This is a genomic window from Streptomyces sp. NPDC102490 (assembly GCF_044765285.1).
Classification (GTDB): Bacteria; Actinomycetota; Actinomycetes; order Streptomycetales; family Streptomycetaceae; genus Streptomyces.
Map to the genome: position 1 here is coordinate 323,688 of NZ_JBIWJU010000011.1, position 19,496 is coordinate 343,183.

Consider the following 19,496-nt stretch of genomic DNA (forward strand, 5'->3'; position numbering starts at 1 on the left):
CTCGGCAAAAGGTCACGGGACGGCTGAAACCAGTGCCGTGACCGCCGTCCGCCCGTGCCGTCCCCGGCGCCGGGTCAGCCGCCCCAGCCCATCCGGCGGGACAGCTCGATGCCCGCCGCCAGGGTGCGCTTGGCCAGGTCGGGCAGCCGGTCCGGCGTCAGCCGGTAGACCGGGCCCGAGACGCTGATCGACGCGATCACCTTGCCGTCGTGGGACCGGACGGGGGCGGCGACGGCGGCCAGCCCGATCTCCAGCTCCTCCTGGGTGATCGCGTAGCCCTGCCCGGTCACGGTCTCCAGTTCGCCGCGCAGCACCGCCGCGCCGGTGACGGTGTGCTCGGTGAACCGGTGCAGCGGGCGGGCCAGCAGCCCCTCGCGCAGGGTGGGCGGCAGATGGGCGAGCAGCACCTTGCCACTGGCGGTGGCGTGCAGCGGAGTCCGCCGGCCGAGCCAGTTCTGCGCGGTCACGGAGGCGGTGCCGCGGGCCTGCATGACGTTGACCGCCGCGTCGTCGTCCAGGACCGCGATGTTCGCCGTCTCGCCCAGTTCGCCGGCGAGTTCGCGGCAGACGGGCACGCCCTCCTGCGAGATGTCCAGGCGGACCGCCGCCGCCCCCGCGAGGCGCAGCACACCGGCGCCCAGGTAGTACTTGCCGCGTTCCTTCTCCTGGGCCACCAGGCCGCGGTTCTCCAGCACGCCGAGCAGCCGGAAGGCGGTGGACTTGTGCACCTCCAGCTCGTCGGCGATCTCGGTGACGCCCGCCTCGCCGTGCCGGGCGAGGATCTCCAGCACGCTCACGGCGCGGTCCACCGACTGCACGGCGCTCGCCGCGCCCCTGCCGCCGCTGCCGCCGCCCTGCTTGTTCGCCGCGTGGTCCTCACCGCGGTCGGGCTGCCTCTGTGTGCGGGTCATGGCTCAACTCCCACCACCTGACGGCCCCGGGGGGACCGCGTCTGCGGGAAGCCCTTGACGTCACGGGCACCCGCGCCGGATTCTGTTGCGCATAGCGCTCTCCAGTGCGCCATGTGAAACATCATGTTACCGAAGCGTCCGGATCCCGGAAGGGTACGCGTCCCGCGGCCCGGCGGGACACGCGTTCCGGACCGAGAGGGGAGCCCCATGATTCCCGTCTGCCGTCTCGAAGACCTCCCCAAGGGCGAGTCCGCCCGCGTCGCGGCCGATCCGCCGGTCGCCGTCTTCCACACCGACGACGGCGATCTCTACGCCATCGACGACACCTGCAGCCACCAGGACGCCTCCCTGTCCGAGGGCTGGCTGGAGGGCTGCCTGGTCGAATGCCCGCTGCACGCCGCCTCGTTCGACCTGCGCACCGGCCGGCCCACCTGCCTCCCGGCCCGCCGGCCCGTGCGCACCCACCGGGTCACCGTCGACGACGGCGTCGTCCACGTCCACCTGGCCGCCGAGGAGGGGAGCGCCGCATGAGGACCGTGACCGTCGTCGGCGCCTCGCTGGCCGGTCTGTACGCCGCCCGGGAACTGCGGGCCCAGGGGTTCGACGGCCGACTGGTGATCGTGGGCGACGAACCGCACCGGCCCTACGACCGGCCGCCCCTGTCCAAGGAGTACCTCACCGGCCTGGCCGACGAGGACCGGCTGGCGCTCACCGACGCCGAGGAGAGTGCCGACCTGGACGCCGAGTGGCTGCTCGGCGTCGGTGCCCGCGGCCTGGACGCCCGCGGCCGTACCGTCCTGCTCGACGACGGCCGTACCGTCTCCACCGACGGCGTCGTCGTCGCCACCGGCGCCTCGGCCCGGCGCCTGACCGGCGACCACCCGTCCGGCGACCGCCTGTCCGGCGTCCACACCCTGCGCACGCTGGACGACGCCCGCGCCCTGCGCGCCGAACTCGCCCGCGGACCCCGCCGGGTGGTCGTCGTCGGCGGCGGGTTCATCGGCGCGGAGACCGCCTCCTCGTGCGCCGCCCTCGGGCACGAGGTCACCGTCGTCGAGGCGGCTCCGCTCCCGCTCGTGCCCCAGCTCGGGCCGGAGCTGGCCGCGGTGTGTGCCGCGCTGCACCTACGCGGCGGCGTCGGCCTGGTCACCGGCGCCTCCGTGAGTGCGCTGCGGGGCGGCGCGACCGTCACCGGGGTGGCCCTCACCGACGGCCGCGTGCTGCCGGCCGAGGTGGTGATCGTCGGCATCGGCGCCACGCCCAACACCGCCTGGCTGGCGGGCTCGGCACTGGTCCTGAACGACGGTGTCCTGTGCGACGACGGCTGTGTCACGTCCCTGCCGCAGGTGGTCGCCGTCGGTGACGTGGCCCGCGTCGGCGGCACCCGCGCGGAGCACTGGACCTCCGCCACCCGACAGCCCCGGGCCGCCGTGGCCAACCTGCTCGCCGGACGCACGGTGCAGAGCGCGCGGTCGGTGCCGTACTTCTGGTCCGACCAGTACGGCGCCCGCCTCCAGTTCGCCGGCCGGCGACGGGCGGACGACCGTGTCCGCGTCGTCGAGGGCGGGGTGAGCGACGGCGCCCCGGGCGAGGACGGTCTCCTCGCCCGCTACGAACGCAACGGCCGGACCACCGCCGTGCTCGCCGTGGACCGCCCCCGCTCCTTCCAGCGGGCCCGGCGCGAACTCGCCCACGAGGCCGACCGGGTGCCGGTGTAGTCCGCGACGGCCGCCGCGCTGAGGTGGCCGCCCGGCCGCTCAGGAATGCGACAGCTGTCCCGCGCCGCCCCGCCGGCCTATCCGCTCCTGGCCCCGCTCGGCGGCCCGGCCCTGACGCCTCGCCCGGCGACGCTCGCGGCGCATGGCCCGCGCGGTGCTGCTGGGCTCCGACACGACACCGTGCCGCTGGTTCCACACCTGCCGCGTCACCCACACGTCCAGCACGCCCCAGGTGGCCACCACCGTGCCCGCCACACTGGCGAGCACCATCGGGAACGCCAGCCAGGACTCCGCCAGCGTGCTCAGGAAGGCCACCATCGCCAGTATCAGCGTCACCGCGACGACCAGCACCGCGCGCACCGCCGCCGTCCGCACCGGATCCGGCAACCGGCGGCGCCGCGCGGGCTCCTCGCTCCACAACGGCCGGTACACCGACTGCCGCTCGCTCGCCCGGGTCGCCGGCCCGGCCACCGGGATGTCGCGATCCGGCGCCCCGGGGACCGGTGCGGTCACCTCGGTCGTCCCCTCGTCCGCGGGCGCACCGCTCCGCTCCGCCGTGCCCATCACCATGTCACTCCCCACCGCCAGCAGACAGCTCGTCCGTGTCCGAAGACACGACTCCCCTCTGGCTGCCCGGCTTGCGCTGCTTTACGCCGCCCGGGGGCGGGATGCGGCTCCTGTGGCCGATTCCGCCTCCGATTCCCGTAGTGAAAGACGAATGAGCGGGCCCCAAGATTCCCGAAAATCCCGCGCAGTCGAATAATTTCGGCCAATCCGCCCGTCCGGCCGTCCCGGCGGCCCCGCGTCCGCCGGCCGATCCAGGGAGGCAATCTCCCGCAATGACCGGACAACTGACCATCACCGGCCCCGGGCACGGAGGTTCGGCCGCCGGACGGGTCTTCGAGTTACCTGTGCGTCAGTAGTAGGCTCGCGCCGTTTGTTGACGCACATGTGTACCCCCCGTCGGTGGGGGTCGAGCTGGGGGAGGCCATGCGCTTTCGCGGGAAGTCGATCCGCCGGAAGATCGTGGCGCTGCTCCTCGTGCCGCTGGTGTCCCTGACCGCGATCTGGGCCTTCGCCACGGTACTGACGGGCCGTGAGGCGGCCCGGCTGTTCAGCGTCTCCACCGTCGTCGAGGAGATCGGCTACCCGATCGAGGACACCGTCCGCGTCCTCCAGCAGGAACGCCGCCAGACCCTCGTCCACCTCGCCGACCCCCGCGCCTCCGACGGGCTCGCCGCCCTGCGGAGCAGCCGCACCGCCACCGACGAGGCCGTCGCGGAGATCCGCCGCAACGCCGCCGACGCCGACGTGCAGGACGACCTCGGCCAGGCCGGGGAAGAACGGCTCACTGCCGTACTGGATGCCTTCGACGGCCTCGGCGCCCTGCGCCGCAGCGTCGAGGACGGCACCGTCGACCGGGCCCAGGCCCTCGGCCTCTACAACCGCCTGGTCGACCCCTGCCACGACCTGCTCGCCAACCTCAACGTCGTCGACGACGTGGGCCTGGACAAGCAGTACCGCGCGCTCGTCAACGTCTCCCGCGCCCGCGAACTGCTCTCCCGCGAGGACGCCCTCCTCGGTTCCGCCCTGGTCGCCGGGCGGCTCACCCGCACCGAGATCCGGGACGTCTCCGATCTCGTCGCGCAGCGCACCGTGATGTACGACATCAACCTCCCGCTGCTGCCCGCCACCGAACGCGGCCGCTACCAGCGCTTCTGGAAGAACGCCTCCTCCGCCCCCCTCCGGGCCGCCGAGCAGGCCGCCGTCTCCTCCGGCACCGGCACGCCGAGCGGCGTCACCGCCCAGAGCTGGGACACCGCGGCCGGGAACGTCCTCAAGGAACTCGGCGACCTCGACGACGACGCCGCCGACCGCTACCAGGACCGCGTCGACCCGGTCGCCACCAGCACCATCGCCAAGGCCGTCGTCGCCGGAGCGCTCGGCCTGATCGCCCTGCTGTACTCCCTCTTCCTGTCCGTCCGCATCGGCCGCTCCCTCATCCGCGACCTCAAGCAGCTGCGCCTGGAGGCCCACGAGGCGTCCGGCGTCCGGCTGCCCAGCGTGATGCGCCGCCTGTCGGCGGGCGAGGAGGTCGACGTCGAGACCGAGGTGCCGCGCCTCGAATACGACCGCAACGAGATCGGCGAGGTCGGCCAGGCCCTCAACACCCTCCAGCGGGCCGCCGTGGAAGCCGCCGTCAAACAGGCCGAACTCCGCGCGGGCGTCTCCGAGGTCTTCGTCAACCTCGCGCGCCGCAGCCAGGTGCTCCTGCACAAGCAGCTCACCCTGCTCGACACCATGGAACGCAGGACCGAGGACACCGAGGAACTCGCCGACCTGTTCCGCCTGGACCACCTGACCACCCGGATGCGCCGGCACGCCGAGGGCCTGGTCATCCTCTCCGGCGCCGCGCCCTCCCGGCAGTGGCGCAAGCCCGTCCAGCTCATGGACGTGGTGCGGGCCGCCGTCGCCGAGGTCGAGGACTACGAGCGCATCGAGGTCCGCAGGCTGCCGCGGGTCGCCGTCACCGGACCCGCGGTCGCCGACCTCACCCACCTGGTGGCCGAACTCCTGGAGAACGCCACGGTGTTCTCGCCGCCGCACACCGCGGTGCAGGTGCTGGGCGAGCGGGTCGCCAACGGCTTCACCCTGGAGATCCACGACCGCGGCCTCGGCATGGCCGCCGACGCCCTGCTCGACGCCAACCTCCGGCTGGCCGAGACACCCGAGTTCGAGCTGTCCGACACCGACCGGCTCGGCCTGTTCGTGGTCAGCCGGCTCGCCCAGCGGCAGAACGTCCGGGTCTCCCTCCAGCCGTCGCCGTACGGTGGCACCACCGCGGTCGTCTTCGTCCCCGACGCCCTGCTCAGCGACGACGCCCCGGACACCAACGGCGTCGGCTTCCGCCTCGACCGCCCCCAGCACGTCAAGGACAAGGAGCGGGAGGCGAGCCGCCGTTCCGCCCTCTCCCACGTGCCCGCGCGACTCCCGGAGCGTCCGGCCGCGCTGCTGGACGGCCCGGTCGAGCTGGAGGCGCCCGTCGACCTGGACGCCCTCGACGACCTCCCGGGCGCGCTCGACGACCAGGACGGCGAACGCGGCGGCCTGTTCCGCCCCCGCCGCTCCCTGGCCGCGGCCGACGACGACCCGTCCGCCCGCCGCACCGGACCGCGACGCCCCGAGTACCGGCACGGTGACGAGCCGGGGGCCGAGGACGGAACCGAGGCGAACACGCCGGTCGCGCTGCCCCGCCGCCGCACCCCCAAGCTGGTCAGCTCGCACGGGCGCCCGGTCCCCGAACGGACCGACCGGGACACCGCCGACGAACTCCCCGCGCTGCCCGCCCGCCGTCGCGGGAAGGACACCGCCGACCGCATCGCCGAACACGGTGGCGACACACCCTCCGCGCGCGAGGACGCCCCGTCCGCGGACGCCGGGACCGGCGCGCTGCCCCGACGCGTACGGCAGGCCAGCCTGGCCCCGCAGCTCAGGCAGAGCCCCGAACCGGCCGCCGAGGACCGCTCCGACCCCGCCGACCGCGACGCCGACGAGGTGCGCAGCCGTATGGCCTCGCTCCAGCGCGGCTGGCAGCGCGGCCGCAGGGAGAACGCCGCGGGTGACGACCCACCCGGCGGCACAGCACCATCAGCACCACGAGGAACGACTAAGGGGGACGGTCGATGACCGCACCGAAGGCGACCGGCCACACCGCGAACAAGTCCGGGGAGCTGAACTGGCTCCTCGACGACCTGGTGGACCGTGTCGCGAGCATCCGCAAGGCCGTCGTCCTGTCCGGGGACGGCCTGGCAACGGGCGTGTCCAAGGACCTGACCAGGGAGGACAGCGAGCACCTGGCCGCCGTGGCGTCCGGGTTCCACAGCCTCGCCAAGGGCGTGGGCCGCCACTTCGAGGCGGGCAGCGTCCGGCAGACGGTGGTCGAACTCGACGACGCCTTCCTGTTCGTCACCGCCGCCGGCGACGGGAGCTGCCTGGCCGTCCTGTCCGACGCCGACTCGGACGTCGGACAGGTCGCCTACGAGATGACCCTGCTCGTCAAGCGGGTCGGCGTGCACCTGGGCACCGCGCCGCGCACCGATCTGCCCTCGGGCGGGTAAGTGGGATGACATGAGCGCAGACGGTCAGGGAAGAAACCACTGGTTCGACGACGAGGCCGGCCCCGTCGTCCGTCCGTACGCCATGACGCGCGGCCGCACCACCAGCGCGGCCCAGCACCGCCTCGACCTGATCGCGGTGGTCGTCACGGAACCCCACGCGGACGACCCCGAGGCGGACGTCACGCTCTCCCCGGAGCACGTGGACATCGTCGGCCTGTGCCGCGACACCCCGCAGTCGGTCGCCGAACTCGCCGCCGAACTCGACCTCCCCGTCGGGGTCGTGCGGGTCCTGGTCGGCGACCTCGTGGACATCGAACTCGTCCACGTCAACCGGCCCGTGCCCCCGGCCGAACTGCCGGACGAGAACATCCTGCGCGACGTGATCAACGGGTTGAGGGCACTGTGAGCCGGCCCCCGTTCAGGCCGGGCGGCGGCACGTTAAGGAGAAGAAACCGATGATCTTCGGGCGTTCCCAGCGCGGCAAGCCGCCGGTCGAGCCCGTCACCCTCAAGATCCTGGTGGCCGGCGGGTTCGGCGTGGGCAAGACCACCCTCGTCGGCGCGGTCAGCGAGATCAGGCCGCTGCGCACCGAGGAACTGCTCACCGAGGCCGGGCGGCCCGTCGACGACGTCAGCGGGGTGGAGGGCAAGCACACCACCACGGTCGCCATGGACTTCGGGCGGATCACCCTGCGCGAGGACCTGGTGCTGTACCTTTTCGGCACGCCCGGCCAGGAGCGGTTCTGGTTCATGTGGGACGAGCTGTCCGAGGGCGCGCTGGGCGCCGTCGTGCTGGCCGACACCCGGCGCCTGGAGGACTGCTTCGCCGCTGTCGACTACTTCGAGCGGCGCTCCATCCCGTTCGTGGTCGGTGTCAACTGCTTCGAGGGATCGGCGCGCTACCCGGCCGGCACCGTCCGCCAGGCCCTCGACCTCGACGAGGACGTGCCCCTGGTGATGTGCGACGCCCGGGAGCGGGAGTCCGTCAAGGAGGTCCTCATCGGCGTCGTGCAGCACGCGATGGCCCAGGCGGCGGACCGCCGCCGGGCCGTCACGACGTGAGCGGCCGCCGCCCGGAGAGCGTCCAGCCGGCCGGCCGCACGGGTTCCCGCGGCCCGGCTCCGTCCCGGCGCGGGCGGTCGTGCCGCCCGCTCAGCCCGCGGGCGCCGTCGTCCGGTCCGTGCCCCGCCGGACCTCGTGGCCCGGTGCGTCCGCCCGGCCCAGCACCCAGCTCGTCCCGCGCAACGCCTTCGCCGCCTTCTTCAACGGCGCCAGGCGGGCCGCCGCCCGCCGGTGGTCCGGCACGCTGCCGGGCGCGCACAGGACCGTCGCCAGGGACAGCGTCACCGGCCGTCCGCCGGCCGACCACGGCACGTCCAGCACCGCGGCGGCCAGCGGCTCCAGCCCGTCCGGATCGGTGAGCACCAGGAAGTCGTCACCGCCGATGTGCCCCACCCGGGTCTCCCCGGCCGCCGCCTGAAGCAGCGCCCGCCCGACCGCCCGGATCAGCTCGTCGCCCGCGGCGAACCCGGCCCCGTCGTTGACCTGCTTGAAGCGGTCCACGTCGAGCCAGCTCAGCGCGAACGCCCGCCCCGCCGCGACGCGCCGGTCCACCTCGGCCGTGACCGCGTCCGAACCGGGCAGCCGCGTCAGCGGATTGAGCCCGGCCGCCTCCTCCACCCGGCTCTCCGCCAGCGCCCGCACCAGGTCCGCGAGCCGTACGACACCCACGCACCGCCCGCGCGCGTCCACTACGGCCACGTCGTCCGACGTACGGTCCGGACCGCCGACGGCCACCACGTCCAGCACCTCCCAGGCCGTCGCGTCGACACCCACCGTCCGCGGCGGGTCGCCGAGCTTGGCGGCCGGCCGGTCGGCGTACAGGGCGTGCCCGTAGCGCCCCGACATCGACAGCAGGAAGCGGGAGCGGTGCACCGAGCGCACCGGGGCCCCGTCCCGGTCCACGAGCAGCACCCCGGACACGTCCGGCGATCCGGTCAGCAGCGCCCGCACCCGCCCCGCCGAGGCCGTCGCCGGCAACAGCGCGGCCGGCCGGACGAACTGCCGTACCGGCGGCCCCGACCGGGGCGCCGGCACCGGGCCGGGGGAGCCGGGCGGCACATAGACGTCCACCGTGGGCAGCCGCGCGGGCGGCGCGAACAGCTCGCCCTGCGCCCACTGCGCCCCCGCCGCCCGCGCGACGGCGCACTGCGCCTCCGTCTCCACGCCCTCGACGGCCAGCAGCGCCCCCGACTCCTCGCACAGCACCCGCATCGCCCGCACGGCCGCCGGCCGCGCCAGCAGCGAGGCGTCGAGCTTCACCAGCTCCGGCGCCAGATCCGCCAGCAGCCGCAACGGCGCGTCCCCGTCCCCGACCCCGTCCGCCGCGATCCGGAACCCCTGCCGCCGCACCACGGCCACCGCGTCGAGCAGGGCCCGCCGCGGCACGTGCGCGTAGGGCGGACACACGTCCAGCGTCACCTCCCAGGGGAGCCGGCCCGCCTCCCGCACGGCGTCGTGCAGGGGCTGGAGCCCGCCGAGGTCGGCGAGCGTGCCCGCGAACACGTTGACGTGCAGCGGCAGCAGCGTCTCCCGGCGCACCGCCGCACGCAGCGCCGACACCGCGAGCAGGCCGTCGAGTTCGGGATCGCGGCGCGCCTCGGCGAGCACGTCCGCGGCCTCCGGCCGGGCCAGTATCTCCAGCGCCGCGACCCCGCCGGTCATCAGGTTGACCACCGGTTGGAAGGCGAAGCGGAGAGTGTCCGTCCAGGAGCGCACGGGAGCAGGATGGCGCGGCAGCCTCCCACCCGGGCCCAGTTCACGTGACGTTCACGCAGGATTCCGGCGCGCTCACGCGGCGTCGGTCGGGCGCGTCGCGGGCCCGCCCACTTCCCTCACGGAGCCCCACCCTGATAGATGCAGGGGACATGACACGACTCTCCACCGCGCTCCGCGGCCTGGCCACCACCTTCGCCGCCCTGCTCGCCGCCACCGCCCTCCCCGCCACGGCAGCCCCCGCCTCCGCGCAGACGCGGCCCGAGCCGAGGGCCCCGGAGGACTTCGTCGCCCTGCGGAGCGTCGACCCGACGATCATCGAGGAGATGCGCTACGTCACCGCGCACAACTTCGTCGGCGAGCGCGTCGACGGCTACCGGCAGCCCCTGTGCATCCTCACCCGCCCCGCGGCCGAGGCCCTCCACCGCGCCCAGACCCGGTTGCTGCGCCAGGGCTACTCCCTCAAGGTGTACGACTGCTACCGGCCCCAGCGCGCCGTCGACCACTTCGTGCGCTGGGCCGAAGACCTCGACGACCAGGACATGAAGGCCGAGTTCTACCCGGAGGTCGACAAGACCCGCCTGTTCGCCGACGGCTACATCGCGGAGAAGTCCGGCCACAGCCGCGGCTCGACCATGGACCTCACCCTCGTGCGGCTCCCCGCCCGGCCCACCCGCCCGTACCACCCCGGACAGCCCCTGGTGCCCTGCTTCGCGCCTCAGGGCGAGCGCTTCCCGGACAACTCCGTCGACATGGGCACCGGCTACGACTGCTTCGACACCCGCTCGCACACCCTCGACCCGCGCATCCAGGGCGCGCAGCGCGCCAACCGGCTGCTGCTCAAGAACACCCTGGAGGACGCCGGCCTGGTGAACCTCCCCGAGGAGTGGTGGCACTTCACCTACAAGCCCGAGACCTACCCGGACACCTACTTCGACTTCCCGGTCTCCGCGAAGTCGCTCGCCAGCCGCCGCTGACCGGCCTGCCGGAGCCGCCCGCTCCGTTGATCGGATACAGTCCGCCGCGTGTCCGAAAATGAAACCTCCGTTCCCAACTCCGCGCCGGGCTCCCACTGTTCGAGCTGCGGATCGCCCTACGGAGAGGGCGTCTCCGGCTGGCCCCGCACCTGCCCCGGGTGCGGCACCATGGCCTACCGCAACCCACTGCCGGTCGCGGTGGCCCTCCAGCCCGTGTACGACACGCAGGGCACCGCCCTGGTCGTCATCACCCGCACCGTGACCCCCGCGCGCGGCGGCGTCGCCCTGCCCGGCGGCTACGTCGACCACGGGGAGGACTGGCGACAGGCCGTCGTCCGCGAACTCAAGGAGGAGACGGGCATCGACGCGGCGAGCCGCGACGTACGGCTCGCCGACGCCATGAGCTCGGCCGACGGCCACCTGCTGCTCTTCGGCCTGCTGCCCGAACGGCCGGCCGAGGGACTGCCGCCCTCCACGGCCACGGACGAGACCGAGGGACGGCACCTGCTGCGCAGGCCGGAGGAGCTCGCCTTCCCCCTGCACACCCGGGCCGTACGGGCCTTCTTCGAGGGCCGCTACCTCTGAGCCGCCCGCTCGGCCAGTCCCCGGACGCGGACGGGGCAGGACGGCTCACTCATACCGTCCTCGCCCTGCCGCTCCACGACCACCCGAGGGCCCTCCCAGCGGCACACGTACCGTTCGATCTCCGGTTCCACCCAGCCGTCGCCCGCGTCCGGCACGACCAGCCCACCGCCGGTCCGCCCCGGCGCGGGCGCCCACACCTCGAGTTCCGGCCCGCCGTCCTCCCCGCGCACCGGAATCACCGCTCCCGCGCGCGCGAACACCGGAATCCGCGCCCAGGGAGCGTCGACCAGCACCTGCGCCGGCCCCTCGTACGCCCGCTCCGTCACCACGTCGTACCAGCGCCCCCGCGGCAGCCGCACCGCACGCCGGTCGGCCCCGGCATCGAGCACCGGGGCCACCAGCAGACAGTCGCCCAGCAGAAAGGCGTCCTCGCAGTCCCGCAGCGCCCGGTCCTCCGGCGCCTGCCACCACAGGGGACGCACATACGGAGCGCCCGTACGCCGGGCCAGATGCGCCAGCGTCACGAAGTACGGCAGCAGCCGCCGCCGCTCGACGAGCGCCACGCGCGCGTGCTCCAGCACCTCGGCCCCGAACTCCCACGGCTCCCGCCGCCCCGCCCGCGACCCGGCGGAGGTGCGGAACAACGGCAGATAGGCGGCCAGCTGGAGCCACCGCAGATAAAGCTCGGGCGACGGACTCCCGTCGGCCCCGCCCACCTCGGGACCCGTGTACGGCACCCCGCACAGCCCGAGCCCCAGCACCTGCGCCAGCGACGCCCGCAACCCCGGCCAGCCCGTGGCCACGCCCCCGGCCCAGGCGCCGCCGTAGCGTTGCAGGCCCGCCCAACCGGAACGGGAGAGGACGAACGGCCGCTCATCGGGCGTCAGCGCCCGCAGCCCCTCGTACCCGGCCCGCGCCATGCACAACGCGTACACGTTGTGCGCCTCCCGGTGGTCGCCGCCCCTGCCCTCCAGCGCGTGCCGCGCCGACCGCGGCAGCGTCGGCTCCCCGAAGGCGGCGAACGACGTCGGCGCGTCCAGGTCGTGACAGACCCCGGCGAACCCCCGCCCGAGCCGCTCCTCGTGGAGTTCACCCCACCACGCGCGCGCACCCGCGTGCGTGAAGTCCGGGAAGACCACGTCCCCGGGCCGCCCCACACCCCGCACGACCGCCCCGGTCGCGTCCCGCACGAACACGTCCGCCCGCGTCCCGTCGTCGTACACCGTGTTGCCGGGCACGGCCGCGACCGCCGGCTCGACGGCCGACACCAGCCGGACGCCCTCCCTGCGCAGCTCCTCGGCGAGCACGGACAGCTTCGGGAACCGCTCCTCGTCGACGGTGAACACCTGCCGGGCAGCGCCGTGCCCGATGCCCAGATGCACCGCGTCCAGCGGCAGATCACGCTCCTGATGGCCGGCCACGACCCGCCTCAGGTCCTGCTCGTCGCCGAAACCCGCCTGCGCGTGATGATGCCCGAGCGCCCACGCCGGCGGCAGCGCGGGCGCCCCGGTCAGCGACGCCCAGGCCAGCAGCACGCGCGCGGGGGTACCCACCGTCACCCAGCACCGCAGCGGCCCGCCGTCCATCCGCAGCACACTCCGCCCCGGCCGGTCGTGCCCCGAGCCGGCTCCCTCCACCCCCTCCCGCAACGCCACCGTGCCGTCCCACGCGCTGTCGTGGAACACCAGGTGCGTCCCCGCGTCCGCCACCACCAGCTGCACCGGCATCGTGACCGACGACGTGTCCTCGGCGGCGGTGAAGGGCAGCCCGGGACCGGTGTTCCACAGCCGGTACGTGCCGTTGCGCAGCCGGGGCCCCGCGGACCGCCCGCCGAGCCCGAAGAACCGGGCGTCGGCCGCCACCTCCGACCGCTGCGTCCAGCGCGCGGGACCGCCGCCGACCGGCTCCCACCAGCGGGGCGGCAGCTCACGACGGAGCACCACATTCCCGGGCGTACGCACCTCGACCGCGCCGTGCCGGGACACGGCCACCGTCGCCCGCTCGGCCACCACCCGCCAGCCGCCGTCCTTGTCCGGCTCCAGCACCGCCCGCGGATCCGGCTCCGGACAACGGCCCGCCAACGCGTACGAGGGCTCCGGCCCGGCCCCGTCCCAGCCCCAGAACACGGCTCCGTTCACCGCCACCAGGATGCGCAGCTCCGAGCGGGCGAACCGGACGACACCACCCCCGGGCCCGGGCTCCACCTCCCGCATCGGACCCGGCACCCGCGCCCGCTCCGCACCCCGCGGCGGCAGCCCGGCCGCGTCGACCCGCCGCCTGCGCCACGCCGCCCGAACCGTACGCAACCCCTGCGCCATGCCCGCGGAACCGACCGTCTTCATCGAACGCACCAGGTCACGACCGTCCATGCTGCTCACCCTGCCATCGACCAGCGCGCACATGGGGGTCGTTCAACTGCCGTTCACCCGTGACCGGACCACATCTTCATGTCACCGACTATGTGGGGCGCGCCCTGGTGCGGAAGTCGATCACATGGCATCGTCCCTGTCAGCCGCGTCACGCGCACACCCCAGCCCGTGCGCGGAGGACGCACACGACGCGCACAGTCCGGGAGCCGCCCCATGCCGACCGAGAACCCCCAGCCGCTCTGGCAGCCGGATGCACCACGCATCGCCCGGGCACGCATCACCAGGTTCCAGACCTGGGCGGCCGAGCACCACGGCGCCCCCGCCCAGGGTGGATACGCCGCCCTGCACCGCTGGTCCGTCGACGACCTGGACACCTTCTGGAAAGCCGTCACGGAGTGGTTCGACGTCCGCTTCTCGACCCCCTACGCGCGCGTGCTCGGCGACCGGTCGATGCCCGGCGCCCAGTGGTTCCCCGGCGCCACGCTGAACTACGCCGAACACGCCCTGCGCGCGGCCGCCACCCGCGCGGACGAACCGGCCCTCCTGTACGTCGACGAGACCCACGAGCCGACCCCCGTCACCTGGGCCGAACTGCGCCGCCAGGTCGGCTCCCTCGCCGCCGAACTGCGCGCCCTCGGCGTACGCCCCGGCGACCGCGTCAGCGGCTACCTCCCCAACATCCCGCAGGCCGTGGTCGCCCTCCTCGCCACCGCCGCCGTGGGCGGTGTCTGGACCTCCTGCGCACCCGACTTCGGCGCCCGCAGCGTCCTGGACCGCTTCCAGCAGGTCGAACCCGTCGTCCTGTTCACCGTCGACGGCTACCGCTACGGCGGCAAGGAACACGACCGCCGCGACACCGTCACCGAACTGCGCCGGGAGCTGCCCACCCTGCGCGCGGTGATCCACATCCCGCTCCTGGGCACCGGGGCCCCGGACGGCGCCCTGGAATGGGACACCCTGACGGCCGGCGACACGGAGCCCGTCTTCGAGCAGGTGCCGTTCGACCACCCCCTGTGGGTGCTCTACTCCTCCGGCACCACCGGCCTGCCCAAGGCCATCGTCCAGTCCCAGGGCGGCATCCTGGTCGAGCACCTCAAGCAACTCGGCCTGCACTGCGACCTCGGCCCCGAGGACCGCTTCTTCTGGTACACCTCGACCGGCTGGATGATGTGGAACTTCCTCGTCTCCGGCCTCCTCACCGGCACCACGATCGTCCTCTACGACGGCAGCCCCGGCTTCCCGGCCACCGACGCCCAGTGGCGCATCGCGGAACGCACCGGCGCCACCCTCTTCGGCACCTCCGCCGCCTACGTCATGGCCTGCCGCAAGGCCGACGTCCACCCGGCCCGCGACCTGGACCTCTCCGCCATCGAGTGCGTCGCCACCACCGGCTCCCCGCTCCCGCCCGACGGCTTTCGCTGGTTGCACGACGAGTTCGCCGCGAGCGGCGCCGACCTGTGGATCGCCTCCGTCAGCGGCGGCACCGACGTGTGCTCCTGCTTCGCGGGCGCCGTCCCCACCCTCCCGGTGCACATCGGCGAACTCCAGGCCCCCGGCCTCGGCACCGACCTCCAGTCCTGGGACCCGAGCGGCCACCCCCTCACCGACGAGGTCGGCGAGCTGGTCGTCACCAAGCCCATGCCCTCGATGCCGAGCCGCTTCTGGAACGACCCCGACGGCAGCCGCTACCACGACAGCTACTTCGACACCTACCCCGGCGTCTGGCGGCACGGCGACTGGATCACCCTCACCTCACGCGGCTCCGTCGTCATCCACGGACGCTCGGACTCCACCCTCAACCGGCAGGGCGTCCGCATGGGCTCGGCCGACATCTACGAGGCCGTCGAGCGACTCCCCGAGATCAGGGAGTCCCTCGTCATCGGCATCGAACAGCCCGACGGCGGCTACTGGATGCCCCTCTTCGTGCACCTCGCACCCGGGGCCGCCCTCGACGACGCCCTCCTCGACCGCATCAAGCGGACCATCCGCGCCAACCTGTCCCCGCGCCACGTCCCCGACGAGGTCATCGAGGTGCCCGGCATCCCGCACACCCTGACCGGCAAACGCATCGAGGTCCCGGTCAAGCGCCTCCTCCAGGGCACCCCGCTGGACAAGGCCGTCAACCCCGGCTCCATCGACAACCTCGACCTGCTCCACTTCTACGAGGACCTCGCCCGCAAACGGTCCTGACCAGGACACCGACGAGCCGGCCGCCCCGGGCGGCGGCCGGCTCCCCGCGCCCTCCCGACGCCGTTGTCAGTGCCGCCGATTACTGTGAGTGAGCATTGATCGACCGTGCACAGGGGGAAACATGGCGCACACCGCCCAGACCGACCACACCATGCGACGCGTTCTGCGCCGCGAGATCGCGGGCACCATCGGGCTGCTCACCGACGAACACGACTTCCGCGCCATGCGGCGCTACCGCAGCTTCACCTTCCACGACCACGCCGCCTACCTCCGCCAGGTCGAGGCCGTCCTCAAAGACCGCGCGGCACAGGGCACGCACACCACGGTCGCGCTCTTCGACCCGGAGGAGTACGCCGCCTTCTGCACGGCGGCGGGCCTCGACGCCGACGCCCCCGCCAGCCGCGCCCGCTTCACCGCCGAACTCGCCGCCCACGGCCCCACCGTGCCCTACGAGGGCCAACCCCTCACCGACCTGCTCCCGGCCCTCGTCGACGAAGCCGTCCGCCAGGCCACCTGGGAGTACACCTCGAGCCTGCTCGCCCGCCTCGGCAGCTGCGCCACCTGCGGCGAGGACCTCGGCCGGGCCGCCTTCACCCGGGCCTCCCGCCTCCTGGGCCGCGTCCTCGAAACGGCCCCACCGGGCAGCCGGCACCTGGTGTGCAGCGTGTCCGGCCACCCGGACGAGACCCTGGTCTCCGCCCTCCTCGTCGACGAGGAGACCGACGGGACCCCGCACTTCGACGAGGCCGAGGCCCTGGAATTCACCAGCGTCCTCGCCCTCGGCCTGGCTACCCACAGCCCCGGCGGACTCGTGATGCGGATCAGCCCACCGAACGGCCCCGACCGCATCCACGGCTGGCGCCTGCGCGGATACGGCCTCCAACCGCTCACCGCCGCCGAGGTCTTCGACGCCTACTGCACCGACGTCGAGTCCGGTGACCTCGTCTCCCCGGAATCCAACGTCGACTACTGCGCACCGCCCGACCTCGGAGACGACCGCCTGCCACCGGGACACCACCACTGAACGCGTGCGGGGCGCCCCACCCGAAGGTGGAACGCCCCGCACCGCGGCGACGACGGCGGCCCGCACCCGGCCCCTACTCGCCGGACAGCACCGCCTGCGCGGCGGTCCGCGCCTCCTCGGCACTGTCCGCCGCCCGGGCGGCGGCCGCGGCACGCTCGCACTGCGCCAGCGTGAACTTCGCCAGCGTCGCCCGCACGTACGGCAGCGACGCCGCACCCATCGACAGGGAGGTGACACCGAGACCGGTCAGCACACACGCGAGCAGCGGATCCGACGCGGCCTCACCGCAGACACCGCAGCTCTTGCCCTCGGCCTTCGCCGCCTCGGCCGACAGCGCGACCAGATCGAGCAGCGCCGGCTGCCACGGGTCCTGCAACCGGGACACCGCGCCCACCTGACGGTCGGCGGCGAAGGTGTACTGCGCGAGGTCGTTCGTCCCCAGCGACAGGAACTCGACCTCCTGGAGCACCGAGCGGGCCCGCAGCGCGGCCGACGGGATCTCCACCATCGCGCCGAACTTCGCCCGCAGCCCGGCCTCGCGGCAGGCGTCGGCGAACGCCTTGGCGTCGGCCCGGTCCGCCACCATCGGCGCCATGACCTCGAGGTAGACGGGCAGGCCCTCCGCGGCCTTCGCCAGCGCCGTCAGCTGCGTACGCAGCACGTCCGGGTGGTCGAGCAGCGTCCGCAGGCCCCGCACACCGAGCGCGGGGTTCGGCTCGTCACCCGGGGTGAGGAAGTCCAGCGGCTTGTCCGCGCCGGCGTCCAGCACCCGCACGACGACCCGGCCCTCCGGGAACGCCTCCAGCACCTGGCGGTAGGCGGTGACCTGCTTCTCCTCCGACGGCGCGTTCTCGCTGTCGTCGAGGAACAGGAACTCGGTCCGGAACAGGCCGACACCCTCCGCGCCCGCCTCGACCGCCGCGGGCACGTCGGCGGGACCACCGATGTTCGCCAGCAGCGGCACCTTGTGACCGTCCGAGGTCGCACCCGGCCCCGTCGAGGCGGCCAGCGCGGCCTTGCGCTCGGCGGCCTCGGCCGTCAGCCGTGCCTTCTTCTCCTCACCCGGGTTCACGAAGATCTCCCCGGTGCTGCCGTCGACGGCGACGACGGTGCCCTCGGGAATCTCACCGGCACCCGGCAGGGCCACCACGGCGGGCACGCCGAGCGCCCGCGCGAGAATCGCGCTGTGACTGGTCGGCCCACCCTCCTCGGTGACGAAACCCAGCACGAGCGTCGGATCGAGCAGCGCCGTGTCGGCCGGCGCCAGATCCCGCGCGATGAGAACGTACGGCTCGTCGCTGTCCGGGACACCGGGCATCGGCACCCCGAGGAGACGGGCGACGATACGATTCCGCACGTCGTCGAGGTCCGCCACGCGGCCGGCCAGGTACTCACCGGCACCGGCCAGCAGGGCGCGGTACGCGGCGAAGGCGTCGTACACGGCGCGCTCGGCCGTGCTCCCCACGGTGATCCGCCGCTCCACGTCGGCCATCAGCTCGGGGTCCTGGGCCATCATGGCCTGCGCCTCGAGCACGGCCTGGGCCTCGCCCCCGGCCAGGTTGCCGCGCGCCATCAGATCGGCCGCCACAGCTTCCACGGCCTTGCGGGCGCGCCCCTGCTCACGCTCCGCGTCCTCGGCCGGAATCTGCTTCGCCGGCGGTTCCAGGACCGCCGTCCCCATGTGCCGAACCTCGCCGATCGCCACACCGTGACTCACGCCGACGCCTCGCAGCGTTGTCTCCATCTCACCCGTCCCGATAGTGCGGCGGGTCCCGCCGCCGCGGTGGTTGTCCTGCCGGCCGTCGATGCCGTCGGGTGACGGCACGGACGTCACTTCCAGAGGAAGAGACTCTCGCCGGCCTTCACGTCGCCGTCCTCACGGAGGTCGGTCAGCGCCTCGGCGGTGGCCTCCAGGGCCACGACCGGGCAGACCGGCGACTTGCCCGCGGCCTCGACCGCGGCCGGGTCCCAGCGCACCACGCCCTGACCCCGCACGACGGTGTCGCCCTTGTTCACCAGCAGCTCGAAGCCTTCGCCGTTGAGCTGCACGGTGTCGATGCCGAGGTGGGTCAGCACGCCGTGCCCGCTCTCGTCGACGACGACGAAGGCGTGCGGGTGCAGGGAGACGATGACGCCGTCGACCGGAGCGACCGCCTCGGAGGGCTCCCGTACGGGGTCGATGGCGGTGCCCGGGCCGACCATGGCCCCGGAGAAGACGGGATCGGGCACAGCGGCCAGGCCGATGGCGCGTCCTGCGAGCGGGGACGAGACGGTGGTCATGGGAAGCCTCCCAGGGCGGGGATCTGTACGGGCCGTCACTGCCTGTCCCGGACGGCACACTGAGCAGCAGGGTATGTCATAGGAAGTACCGGTTCCGCATGAGTCTTCCGATTAGAGGTCTAGACCACACTCCTCGCGGATTTGCACCCGTTCAGCGGCCCCGTGTACAGTTGTCAGTCCTGCCTGAGGGTGAGCGACGCAGCAAGGCGTCCCCGCCTCGGCAGTACCCAACTCATCAGATCCTATCGCCGGATCACCTTCTGCATGTCCGCAGGACGGTGGTCAGAAGCACCGGGAAAGCCTGATAGTGTTGGAAACACCGAAGGGAAGCGCCCGGAGGAAAGCCCGCGAGAGTATCTCGGGTGAGTACAAAGGAAGCGTCCGTTCCTTGAGAACTCAACAGCGTGCCAAAAGTCAACGCCAGATATGTTGATACCCCGACCTGATCGGTTCTACCGTTCGGGTTGAGGTTCCTTTGAAGTAACACAACAGCGAGGACGCTGTGAACGGTCGGATTATTCCTCCGACTGTTCCGCTCTCGTGGTGTCAC

16 protein-coding genes are annotated in these 19,496 nt (G+C 73.4%); 10 read left to right on the plus strand and 6 right to left on the minus strand.

The window, feature by feature from the left end; genetic code table 11:
• Positions 1-74 precede the first annotated feature (74 nt).
• A complete protein-coding gene (locus ACIRGB_RS26460) occupies positions 75-911 on the minus strand; it encodes an IclR family transcriptional regulator (RefSeq protein WP_403869841.1) in 837 nt (278 codons plus the stop codon).
• 207 nt (positions 912-1,118) lie between these two features.
• Between ACIRGB_RS26460 and ACIRGB_RS26465 the strand changes: the two genes are divergently transcribed.
• Both ACIRGB_RS26465 and ACIRGB_RS26470 read left to right on the plus strand, forming a co-directional pair.
• Entirely contained in the window at positions 1,119-1,442 is a 324-nt protein-coding gene (locus ACIRGB_RS26465; RefSeq protein WP_403869844.1) for a bifunctional 3-phenylpropionate/cinnamic acid dioxygenase ferredoxin subunit, read from the plus strand.
• Positions 1,439-2,629, plus strand: a complete 1,191-nt coding sequence (locus ACIRGB_RS26470) for an NAD(P)/FAD-dependent oxidoreductase (RefSeq protein ID WP_403869847.1) — start codon at positions 1,439-1,441, stop codon at positions 2,627-2,629. The genes ACIRGB_RS26465 and ACIRGB_RS26470 overlap by 4 nt, the downstream gene beginning before the upstream one ends.
• A gap of 39 nt (positions 2,630-2,668) precedes the next feature.
• Here ACIRGB_RS26470 and ACIRGB_RS26475 read toward each other — a convergent pair whose 3' ends face one another.
• Positions 2,669-3,199, minus strand: coding sequence for a hypothetical protein (locus ACIRGB_RS26475; protein ID WP_403869850.1), 531 nt, complete (start codon positions 3,197-3,199; stop codon positions 2,669-2,671).
• A 420-nt stretch (positions 3,200-3,619) separates the two neighbouring features.
• On the opposite strand from ACIRGB_RS26475, the gene ACIRGB_RS26480 reads away from it, so the two are divergent.
• From ACIRGB_RS26480 to ACIRGB_RS26495, 4 genes are read left to right on the plus strand one after another with little or no spacing between them, the layout of a single operon-like run.
• On the plus strand, positions 3,620-6,316 hold the full coding sequence (locus ACIRGB_RS26480; protein ID WP_403869853.1) for a nitrate- and nitrite sensing domain-containing protein: 2,697 nt from the start codon (positions 3,620-3,622) through the stop codon (positions 6,314-6,316).
• On the plus strand, positions 6,313-6,747 hold the full coding sequence (locus ACIRGB_RS26485) for a roadblock/LC7 domain-containing protein (protein WP_403869856.1): 435 nt from the start codon (positions 6,313-6,315) through the stop codon (positions 6,745-6,747). Before ACIRGB_RS26480 ends, ACIRGB_RS26485 begins: the two co-directional genes overlap by 4 nt.
• A gap of 10 nt (positions 6,748-6,757) precedes the next feature.
• Positions 6,758-7,153, plus strand: a complete 396-nt coding sequence (locus tag ACIRGB_RS26490) for a DUF742 domain-containing protein (protein WP_076973432.1) — start codon at positions 6,758-6,760, stop codon at positions 7,151-7,153.
• Between the two features lie 49 nt (positions 7,154-7,202).
• Entirely contained in the window at positions 7,203-7,808 is a 606-nt protein-coding gene (locus ACIRGB_RS26495; RefSeq protein WP_403869858.1) for a GTP-binding protein, read from the plus strand.
• Between the two features lie 90 nt (positions 7,809-7,898).
• Here the strand turns inward: ACIRGB_RS26495 and ACIRGB_RS26500 are convergent, their stop codons facing one another.
• A complete protein-coding gene (locus ACIRGB_RS26500; RefSeq protein WP_403869861.1) occupies positions 7,899-9,524 on the minus strand; it encodes an EAL domain-containing protein in 1,626 nt (541 codons plus the stop codon).
• A gap of 149 nt (positions 9,525-9,673) precedes the next feature.
• On the opposite strand from ACIRGB_RS26500, the gene ACIRGB_RS26505 reads away from it, so the two are divergent.
• A complete protein-coding gene (locus tag ACIRGB_RS26505) occupies positions 9,674-10,498 on the plus strand; it encodes a M15 family metallopeptidase (RefSeq protein ID WP_403869864.1) in 825 nt (274 codons plus the stop codon).
• A 48-nt stretch (positions 10,499-10,546) separates the two neighbouring features.
• Positions 10,547-11,083: an NUDIX domain-containing protein gene (locus ACIRGB_RS26510; protein WP_403869867.1), complete on the plus strand. Its 537-nt coding sequence runs from the start codon at positions 10,547-10,549 to the stop codon at positions 11,081-11,083.
• Here ACIRGB_RS26510 and ACIRGB_RS26515 read toward each other — a convergent pair.
• On the minus strand, positions 11,074-13,452 hold the full coding sequence (locus ACIRGB_RS26515) for a glycoside hydrolase family 31 protein (protein ID WP_403869870.1): 2,379 nt from the start codon (positions 13,450-13,452) through the stop codon (positions 11,074-11,076). The genes ACIRGB_RS26510 and ACIRGB_RS26515 overlap by 10 nt on opposite strands.
• Before the next feature lie 213 nt (positions 13,453-13,665).
• Here ACIRGB_RS26515 and ACIRGB_RS26520 point away from each other — a divergent pair, with 213 nt between their 5' ends.
• Together ACIRGB_RS26520 and ACIRGB_RS26525 are read left to right on the plus strand one after the other, a co-directional pair.
• Entirely contained in the window at positions 13,666-15,642 is a 1,977-nt protein-coding gene (locus ACIRGB_RS26520; protein WP_403869873.1) for an acetoacetate--CoA ligase, read from the plus strand.
• 121 nt (positions 15,643-15,763) lie between these two features.
• Positions 15,764-16,666, plus strand: coding sequence for a hypothetical protein (locus ACIRGB_RS26525; protein WP_403869876.1), 903 nt, complete (start codon positions 15,764-15,766; stop codon positions 16,664-16,666).
• Between the two features lie 73 nt (positions 16,667-16,739).
• Here the strand turns inward: ACIRGB_RS26525 and ptsP are convergent, their stop codons facing one another.
• Together ptsP and ACIRGB_RS26535 are read right to left on the minus strand one after the other, a co-directional pair.
• Positions 16,740-18,410 (minus strand): phosphoenolpyruvate--protein phosphotransferase, encoded by a 1,671-nt coding sequence (ptsP, locus tag ACIRGB_RS26530; protein ID WP_403869925.1) that lies wholly within the window; start codon positions 18,408-18,410, stop codon positions 16,740-16,742.
• A gap of 86 nt (positions 18,411-18,496) precedes the next feature.
• Complete coding sequence (locus ACIRGB_RS26535) at positions 18,497-18,946, minus strand: PTS glucose transporter subunit IIA (RefSeq protein ID WP_403869879.1); 450 nt, start codon at positions 18,944-18,946, stop codon at positions 18,497-18,499.
• Positions 18,947-19,496 lie beyond the last annotated feature (550 nt).

Excerpts from the sequence above, each read along its gene's own strand:
- ACIRGB_RS26460 (WP_403869841.1), bottom strand. The coding sequence starts at position 911 with ATGACCCGCACACAGAGGCAGCCCGACCGCGGTGAGGACCACGCGGCG.
- ACIRGB_RS26505 (WP_403869864.1), top strand. The coding sequence starts at position 9,674 with ATGACACGACTCTCCACCGCGCTCCGCGGCCTGGCCACCACCTTCGCC.
- ACIRGB_RS26475 (WP_403869850.1), bottom strand. The coding sequence starts at position 3,199 with ATGGTGATGGGCACGGCGGAGCGGAGCGGTGCGCCCGCGGACGAGGGG.
- ACIRGB_RS26535 (WP_403869879.1), bottom strand. The coding sequence starts at position 18,946 with ATGACCACCGTCTCGTCCCCGCTCGCAGGACGCGCCATCGGCCTGGCC.
- ACIRGB_RS26480 (WP_403869853.1), top strand. The coding sequence starts at position 3,620 with ATGCGCTTTCGCGGGAAGTCGATCCGCCGGAAGATCGTGGCGCTGCTC.
- ptsP (WP_403869925.1), bottom strand. The coding sequence starts at position 18,410 with ATGGAGACAACGCTGCGAGGCGTCGGCGTGAGTCACGGTGTGGCGATC.
- ACIRGB_RS26470 (WP_403869847.1), top strand. The coding sequence starts at position 1,439 with ATGAGGACCGTGACCGTCGTCGGCGCCTCGCTGGCCGGTCTGTACGCC.
- ACIRGB_RS26525 (WP_403869876.1), top strand. The coding sequence starts at position 15,764 with ATGGCGCACACCGCCCAGACCGACCACACCATGCGACGCGTTCTGCGC.
- ACIRGB_RS26520 (WP_403869873.1), top strand. The coding sequence starts at position 13,666 with ATGCCGACCGAGAACCCCCAGCCGCTCTGGCAGCCGGATGCACCACGC.
- ACIRGB_RS26485 (WP_403869856.1), top strand. The coding sequence starts at position 6,313 with ATGACCGCACCGAAGGCGACCGGCCACACCGCGAACAAGTCCGGGGAG.
- ACIRGB_RS26495 (WP_403869858.1), top strand. The coding sequence starts at position 7,203 with ATGATCTTCGGGCGTTCCCAGCGCGGCAAGCCGCCGGTCGAGCCCGTC.
- ACIRGB_RS26515 (WP_403869870.1), bottom strand. The coding sequence starts at position 13,452 with ATGGACGGTCGTGACCTGGTGCGTTCGATGAAGACGGTCGGTTCCGCG.
- ACIRGB_RS26490 (WP_076973432.1), top strand. The coding sequence starts at position 6,758 with ATGAGCGCAGACGGTCAGGGAAGAAACCACTGGTTCGACGACGAGGCC.
- ACIRGB_RS26465 (WP_403869844.1), top strand. The coding sequence starts at position 1,119 with ATGATTCCCGTCTGCCGTCTCGAAGACCTCCCCAAGGGCGAGTCCGCC.